The 6,864-nt window shown below is 62.0% G+C and carries 5 protein-coding genes and 1 tRNA gene; 5 read left to right on the top strand and 1 reads right to left on the bottom strand.

What is annotated here, in order from left to right:
* Positions 1-2 precede the first annotated feature (2 nt).
* The 4 genes from DF196_RS08640 to xylA all read left to right on the top strand — a co-directional run bounded on the left by DF196_RS08640 (position 3) and on the right by xylA (position 3,716).
* Positions 3-79, top strand: a tRNA-Asp gene (locus tag DF196_RS08640).
* Between the two features lie 94 nt (positions 80-173).
* On the top strand, positions 174-593 hold the full coding sequence (locus DF196_RS08635; protein ID WP_109057442.1) for a peptide deformylase: 420 nt from the start codon (positions 174-176) through the stop codon (positions 591-593).
* Between the two features lie 51 nt (positions 594-644).
* The gene (locus DF196_RS08630; RefSeq protein WP_109057441.1) at positions 645-1,619 is read left to right on the top strand and encodes an EamA family transporter; all 975 of its coding nucleotides are present in this window, start codon (positions 645-647) and stop codon (positions 1,617-1,619) included.
* Between the two features lie 747 nt (positions 1,620-2,366).
* Positions 2,367-3,716, top strand: a complete 1,350-nt coding sequence (gene xylA / locus DF196_RS08625) for a xylose isomerase (RefSeq protein ID WP_109057440.1) — start codon at positions 2,367-2,369, stop codon at positions 3,714-3,716.
* 429 nt (positions 3,717-4,145) lie between these two features.
* Here xylA and DF196_RS08620 read toward each other — a convergent pair whose 3' ends face one another.
* Positions 4,146-5,192, bottom strand: coding sequence for a LacI family DNA-binding transcriptional regulator (locus DF196_RS08620; RefSeq protein WP_109057439.1), 1,047 nt, complete (start codon positions 5,190-5,192; stop codon positions 4,146-4,148).
* 365 nt (positions 5,193-5,557) lie between these two features.
* On the opposite strand from DF196_RS08620, the gene DF196_RS08615 reads away from it, so the two are divergent.
* On the top strand, positions 5,558-6,841 hold the full coding sequence (locus DF196_RS08615) for an ABC transporter substrate-binding protein (RefSeq protein WP_109057438.1): 1,284 nt from the start codon (positions 5,558-5,560) through the stop codon (positions 6,839-6,841).
* Positions 6,842-6,864 lie beyond the last annotated feature (23 nt).

Genomic DNA, 6,864 nt, shown 5'->3' with positions numbered 1-6,864 from the left:
ACGGCCCCGTAGCTCAGTTGGTTAGAGCGCCGCCCTGTCACGGCGGAGGTCACCGGTTCAAGTCCGGCCGGGGTCGCCACCAAGGCTTCCGATGATTCGGAAGCCTTTTTCGTTATCTGACTTGACACAGCGGCTCATCGCCGCGCCAACCCAACGGCAAGGAGTCCGCCACCATGCAGCGTCCGATCATGACCTCCCGTTCCTTCCTGCGCATGCCGTCCGAACAGGCCGGCCCCGGCGACGAAGCCGTGGCGCAGGACCTCGTGGACACGCTGGAGGCCAACCGCTCGCGCTGCGTGGGTATGGCCGCCAACATGATCGGCGTGAACAAGCGCATCATCGCCTTCGTCGACGAGGACTTGGGCGGACGCATCACCGTCATGTACAACCCGGTGATCACCGCCACCGACGGCGCGTACGACACCCAGGAAGGCTGCCTGTCCCTGGACGGCGAACGCCGCACGCTGCGCCACCGCCGCATCGAGGTGGATTTCGAGGACCGTCGCTTCCGGGCTCGCCATGCCACGTTCACCGGCTTCACCGCCGAGATCATCCAGCACGAAGTCGACCACTGCAACGGCATCATCATCTGAGCCGGACAAGCCAAGCCGGGCCGCACGGGCCGGTTGCGTTAGAATCGTCCGGTGAATCCAGCATCATCCGCACCTGACGTCACCGAACATACCGGCACCGAATCCGTCGATGGCGGGCGCGCCTCCGGCCCGCAGATCGTCCAGACGCCCAAGGGCATGGCCGCCACGCTCGCGCAGGCGTTCGTATACGGCATGTTCCCGCTGTACTGGGCCGCACTGGCCAGCGTGCCGTCGATGAACGTGATGCTTTACCGCATCGTCACCGCGGCGGCGGTGATGGTGGTGTTCATGCTGGCGACCGGCCGCTGGCGTGGCCTCGTTGCGGCCGTATGCGCGATGTGGCGCACGCCGAAGGTCTTCGCGATGGCCGTCACGGCCGCGGTGCTCGTGACCATCGACTGGGTGGTCTATATCTATCTGGTCTCGATAGGTCGCACCTCCGAGGCCAGCGCCGCCAACTTCCTCATGCCGCTCATCAATATGCTGCTGGCGCTCGTGCTGCTGCGCGAACGCACCACGCTGCTCGGACTGGTCTCCATGGGCATCGCGGTCATCGGCGGGGCCCTGTATGTGCTGGACACCGGCTCGTTCCCCGGTCTCGCGCTGCTCATGACCTTCAGTTATTCGGGATACTGTCTTATCAAACGATTCGTGCCGCTCGACCCGTTCCAATCACTGACGTTCGAGACCGGCGTGCTCACGCCGATCGCGTTCGTGGCGCTCGCCGTGCAGCCGCGGTTCGGCGTGCCGGCGGGGGAGCCGTGGTGGGTGTGGGCGATGCTTGCCGGTTGCGGTGTGCTCACGGTGATCCCGCTGGTGCTCACTTCGTACGGTGTCAAGCACGCCGCGTTCCTGACGCTGAGCTTCACGCAGTACATCACACCCACCATCCAGCTGATTCTGGGCATTGCGGTGCTCGGGGAACGGGTGCCGGCGCATCGGTTCATCTCCTTCTCCGTGATCTGGCTGGCGCTCGCCGTGTATACCTTCGACCTGGTACGGCGGCATTACGAACGCCTGAAGTAGGGGAGCGACACGCCGGCGTCGGCCGCGCGGCTGTGCCGGCGGTGGACAACCATCGGCTCAACCGGTGGATAACCGGGCTGGATGGTGGGTTATCCACCGCATGGCCGACCGGTTATGCACATTCGGGAGCGGCGGAATCGCGCGGTTTTCCACTTATCCACCAAACCGGGGCGGGGGATTGCGAACGTTTACATGCGGGGCGTAACGTGTGCCTCACGGCGGAAGGAACATCCGCCGGCCAACGTTGTTGAGAGATCTGGCCGGTTGTCTGACTGATATGAGGGGAATCGGGCGGCCGGATAACCCCGTTGGCCATTCGTCGCCATGAGGTGCGCGGATGGCTGGCGGGCTTGGGAATCGGGGGACGCTCCGCATATGGCCTGCCGTGGGGATGCGGCGGGCCATATGGCCCTTGCCGGGTCGGACTCGGCCGGTTTCTGCTAGGAGCCCGTGCGGTCTATCGAAAAACGGCCGCGATTCGGCGGATTTCCGTCCGGAATTTGCTAGATCGTGCAGACTCCTGGCAAGAAACGGCCGCTAATCGGGGCTGCGGCATCCGGGCTGCATGCGGTCCGCTTTTCGTGGGTGTCTTTTCTCCGCGTCTATGCATGGCTGCCGAAAACCGTTGCGATTATTGGCAACACGCTGTGCGCCGCCGTATTAATTCAATCATTTGACAAACATAGTTTAACGGGTTTACTATTAATCCCGTAATCCGTTGAACCACTACTGCAAAGGAGCGCCCAAATGGGTCTGTGGGATGTTGACAAGGTCGAGTACGTCGGTCGTTCTAAGGGACCGAAGGAGGGCCTGGCCTTCCACTACTACGATGCCGACAAGGTCGTTGCCGGCAAGAAGATGAAGGACTGGCTGCGCTTCGGCGTCGCTTGGTGGCACACCTTCAACCAGGAACTGGTTGATCCGTTCGGCACCGGCACCGCCCACCGTCCGTACTACAAGTACACCGATCCGATGGATCAGGCCCTGGCCAAGGTGGACTACGCCTTCGAGCTGTTCCAGAAGCTCGGCGTCGAGTACTTCTGCTTCCACGATCGCGACATCGCCCCCGAGGGTGACACCCTGCGCGAGACCGACGCCAACCTGGACAAGGTCGTCGACAAGATCGAGGAGAACATGAAGGCCACCGGCGTCAAGCTGCTGTGGAACACCTCCTCCCTGTTCACCAACCCGCGCTTCGTGTCCGGCGCCGCCACCTCCCCGTTCGCCGACATCTACGCCTACGCCGGCGGCCAGCTCAAGAAGAGCCTCGAGATCGGCAAGCGCCTGGGCGCCGAGAACTACGTGTTCTGGGGCGGCCGTGAAGGCTACGAGAACCTGTGGAACACCGAGATGAAGCGTGAGACCGACCACATCGCTCAGTTCTTCCACCTGTGCGCCGACTACGCCAAGGAAATCGGCTTCGACGCCCAGTTCCTGATCGAGCCGAAGCCGAAGGAGCCGACGCTGCACCAGTACGACTTCGATGCCGCCACCGCCATCGAGTTCCTGCGCAGCCATGATCTGACCGATGTCTTCAAGCTGAACCTCGAGGGCAACCACGCCAACCTGGCCGGCCACACCTACCAGCACGAGATCCGCGTGGCCCGCGAGAACGGCTTCCTGGGCTCTCTGGACGCCAACCAGGGCGACAAGCTCATCGGCTGGGATATGGATGAGTTCCCGACTGACCTCTACGAGACCGTCGCCGTGATGTGGGAGGTCCTGCAGGCCGGCTCCATCGGTCCTCGCGGTGGTCTGAACTTCGACGCCAAGCCGCGCCGTACTTCCTTCTACGCCGAGGATCTGTTCCGCTCCCACGTCGCCGGCATGGATTCCTACGCCGCCGGCCTGCTGGTCGCCGACAAGATGAACCAGGACGGCTTCATCCAGGATCTCATGGCCGAGCGCTACAGCTCCTACGACTCCGGCATCGGCAAGGACATCGAGGACGGCAACGTCACCCTGGCTGACCTCGAAGCCTACAGCCTCGATAAGCCGCAGTCCGAGCTGATCGCCGCCACCAAGTCCGATCACCTGGAGTCCGTCAAGGCCACCATCAACAACTACATCATCGACGCCCTGTCCGAGGTTGAGTGAAACTCGGATTCGGTCTCGAATGACTGACTGATACGGATTGCTTCGTCACCGGATGCGCGGTGCCGTGGGCCGCATGGCTTGCGAAAGCGCGCATCCGGCACGATTCGCCATATCTTGCATAACTGAATACGAATAATTGAATATCGATAACTGAAGATGCGATAACTGAATATAAAACCGATAATGCGCTACGGAAGCGGTGCGCCGCCGCCGTGCGCGAGTCGCAGACGGCCGGGCGTCGACGCCATGCCGTGCGCGACGCCATGGTTGATTTTCCATTTCCTCAATTCTCCTTTCTCTCCTTCCTTCCACCGGAAAGCCCGCCCGAACGCAGATGTTCGGGCGGGCTTTCCAGTTTGTGGGCGAGTGTGTGTGATCGGAGCGCGTGGATTGCGATTCGGCTAGCGCAATCCACGCAAAGAAGGGGGATCAGGCCTTGGCGTGGGCCAGGCGCTGCGTGCTGTCGCGCACCACGAGGGATGTGGAGAGAATCACGCGCTTCTGAATCTGCCGGCCCTCGGTGGTGTCGATGATCATGCGCGCCGCCGTGGAGGCCATGTCCTGCAGGGGCTGGCGCACCGTGGTGAGGGCCGGTCCCATGTAGGCGGCGGTCTGGATGTCGTCGAAGCCGATGACGGACAGGTCCTCGGGGATGCGGATCTTCAACTGGCGCGCCGCCTCGTACACGCCCATGGCCTGCAGATCGCTGCCGGCGAAGATGGCCGTGGGCCGGTTCTGCTCGTCCTCCAGCAACGCCATGGCCCCCTCGTAGCCGCCTGGGGTGGTGAAGTCGCCCTCGGCGATGAGCTCGGGGGAGGTGGGGATGCCGCGTTCGGCCAACGCCGCCGAATAACCGTCCAGGCGGGCGCGCGAGCACAGCATCTCGTCCGGTCCGGTGATGATGCCGATGCGCTTGTGGCCGAGCTCCAGCAGATGACGGGTGGCGATCACGCCGCCCATCCAGTTGTCCGCCTGAACGGAGAGGTCGTCCAGCGCCGGGTTGCCCGAAGGATCGAAGACCACGAAGGGGATGTTGTGGGATTGGAGCAGGCTGCGTTCGCTGTCCGTCAGGTTCGAGAACACCAGAATCGCCCCGATGGGCTGTCGTTCGATGATGCCCTTGGCCCATGCGGGGTCGGGATGTTTCCTGTCGCCGCTGGGAACGATCATGACGTTGATGCCGTGCCGCCTGGATTCCTCCAGAATGCCGCGGATCACTTCAAGCGCCCATATGGTATCGAAATCCCGGAAGACCACCTCGATGGTGCGTTGCTGCCGCTCCGGTGAGTTCCGCCTCACATATCCGCTATCCTTCAACGCCTTGTCGATGGCCTGCCGGGCCGTCTCCGAAATGTCGCCCTTGCCGTTGAGCGCCTTGGAGACCGTGGCCAGCGAGTAGCCGGTCTGCCTGGCGATGTCCGAAAGCCTGACTTTCGTGCCGCCATTGGTCTGATGCGATTCAGTTGATGCCATCATTGTCCACCTTGCCGAAAAGTATATTCTTATTATATTCGAAACTTTCGATAGGTCAATTCGGGATAATTTCGGTATGTAAATGGCTAAAAACGTTGGAAATTAAGGGATTTTAGAAACGCAACACTTTCGTAAACCAAGTTTGACCGTTGAACTAATAAGGTCTTATGATAAAGACATCGAAAATACAAAGCGAGTTTTCGATAGGGTTGAAAAAGCTCTTCAATACTTGATTTGACGCGGTTGTCGAGCGGTGTTGAGTGTCTGCTGCAAGCAAAGAGAAGCACGCTATGCAGCGACCGGCTTTCGAAACTTTCGTAAATCGCTGACTGACGGTGACGTCGGTCGAGATGAAAAAGGAGACGACAATGAAGTTCAAGTCCGTAGCTGCAGCCGTCCTGGCCATGGCCACCTGCGTGAGCATGGCCGCTTGCGGAAGCAGCGGCAGCACCAACGCCGACGGCAAGGTTGAGATCACCATGTGGCACAACTCCACCACTGGTGACGGCAAGGCTTACTGGGAGGCCGCCGCCAAGGCCTTCGAGAAGGAAAACCCCAACGTCGAGATCAAGATCGAGGCCATCCAGAACGAGGACATGGACGGCAAGCTGCAGACCGCCCTTCAGGATCCGAATTCCGCCCCGGACATCTTCATGGCCCGTGGTGGCCAGAAGCTGCGTGACGTGGTCGAGGCCGGACAGGCCATGGACCTGACCGACAAGGTCTCCGACACCGTCAAGACCCAGCTGAAGACCGCCGAGGCCACCGGCACCATCGACGGCAAGATCTACAGCGTTCAGCAGTCCGTGCTCCCCGGCGGCATCTGGTACTCCAAGGACTTGTTCGAGAAGGCCGGCATCACCGAGACCCCGAAGACCTGGGACGAGTTCAAGACGGTGGTGCAGAAGCTCAAGGACGCCGGCATCACCCCGATCGCCGTCGGCGGCAAGGACGCATGGCCGGCCGCCCACTGGTGGTACTGGTTCGCCCTGCGCGAGTGCTCCTCCGACACCTTCGAGAAGGCTCAGGCGGACAAGGACTTCAGCGATTCCTGCTGGACCCGCACCGGTGACGACGTGCAGAGCCTGCTCGACCTCGACGCCTTCAACGACGGCTTCCTGACCACCCCGGCACAGCAGGGCGCAAGTTCCTCCGCCGGCCTGCTCGCCAACCACATGGCCGCCATGGAGCTGATGGGCGGCTGGGAGCCCGGCGTGATCAAGGACCTCACCCCGGACAAGCAGGAGATGGCCGACCTCGGCTACTTCGCCTTCCCGACCATGGACACCGGCAAGGGCGATCCGACCGCCATCATGGGTGGCTCCGACGGCATGGCCGTGGGCGCCTGGGCTCCGGAAGAGGCCGTGGACTTCCTCAACTTCGTCTCCGAGAAGGAATGGCAGGAGAAGTACGCCACCGCCTTCTCCACCATCCCGGCCAACAAGGAAGCCCAGGATGCCGTGACCAACGACGCCCTGAAGCAGGTGCTGTCCGTCTACAACGAGGCATCCTCCGTCTCCATGTGGCTTGACACCGTGTTCGGCCAGAACATCGGCAACGCGCTCAACGAGGGCGTGGTCAACATGATGGCCGGCAAGGGCACCGCCGACGACATCGTCAAGGGTGTCGAAAGCGCCGCCGCCAAGGGCTGAGAGATCAACCTGACGCACTGTCC

The sequence above is a fragment of the Bifidobacterium callitrichidarum genome (genome assembly GCF_003129905.1).
Taxonomy (GTDB): domain Bacteria; phylum Actinomycetota; class Actinomycetes; order Actinomycetales; family Bifidobacteriaceae; genus Bifidobacterium; species Bifidobacterium callitrichidarum.
The sequence above is the reverse complement of the archived record's forward strand: the minus strand, read 5'-3'. Positions and strand labels throughout refer to the sequence as shown.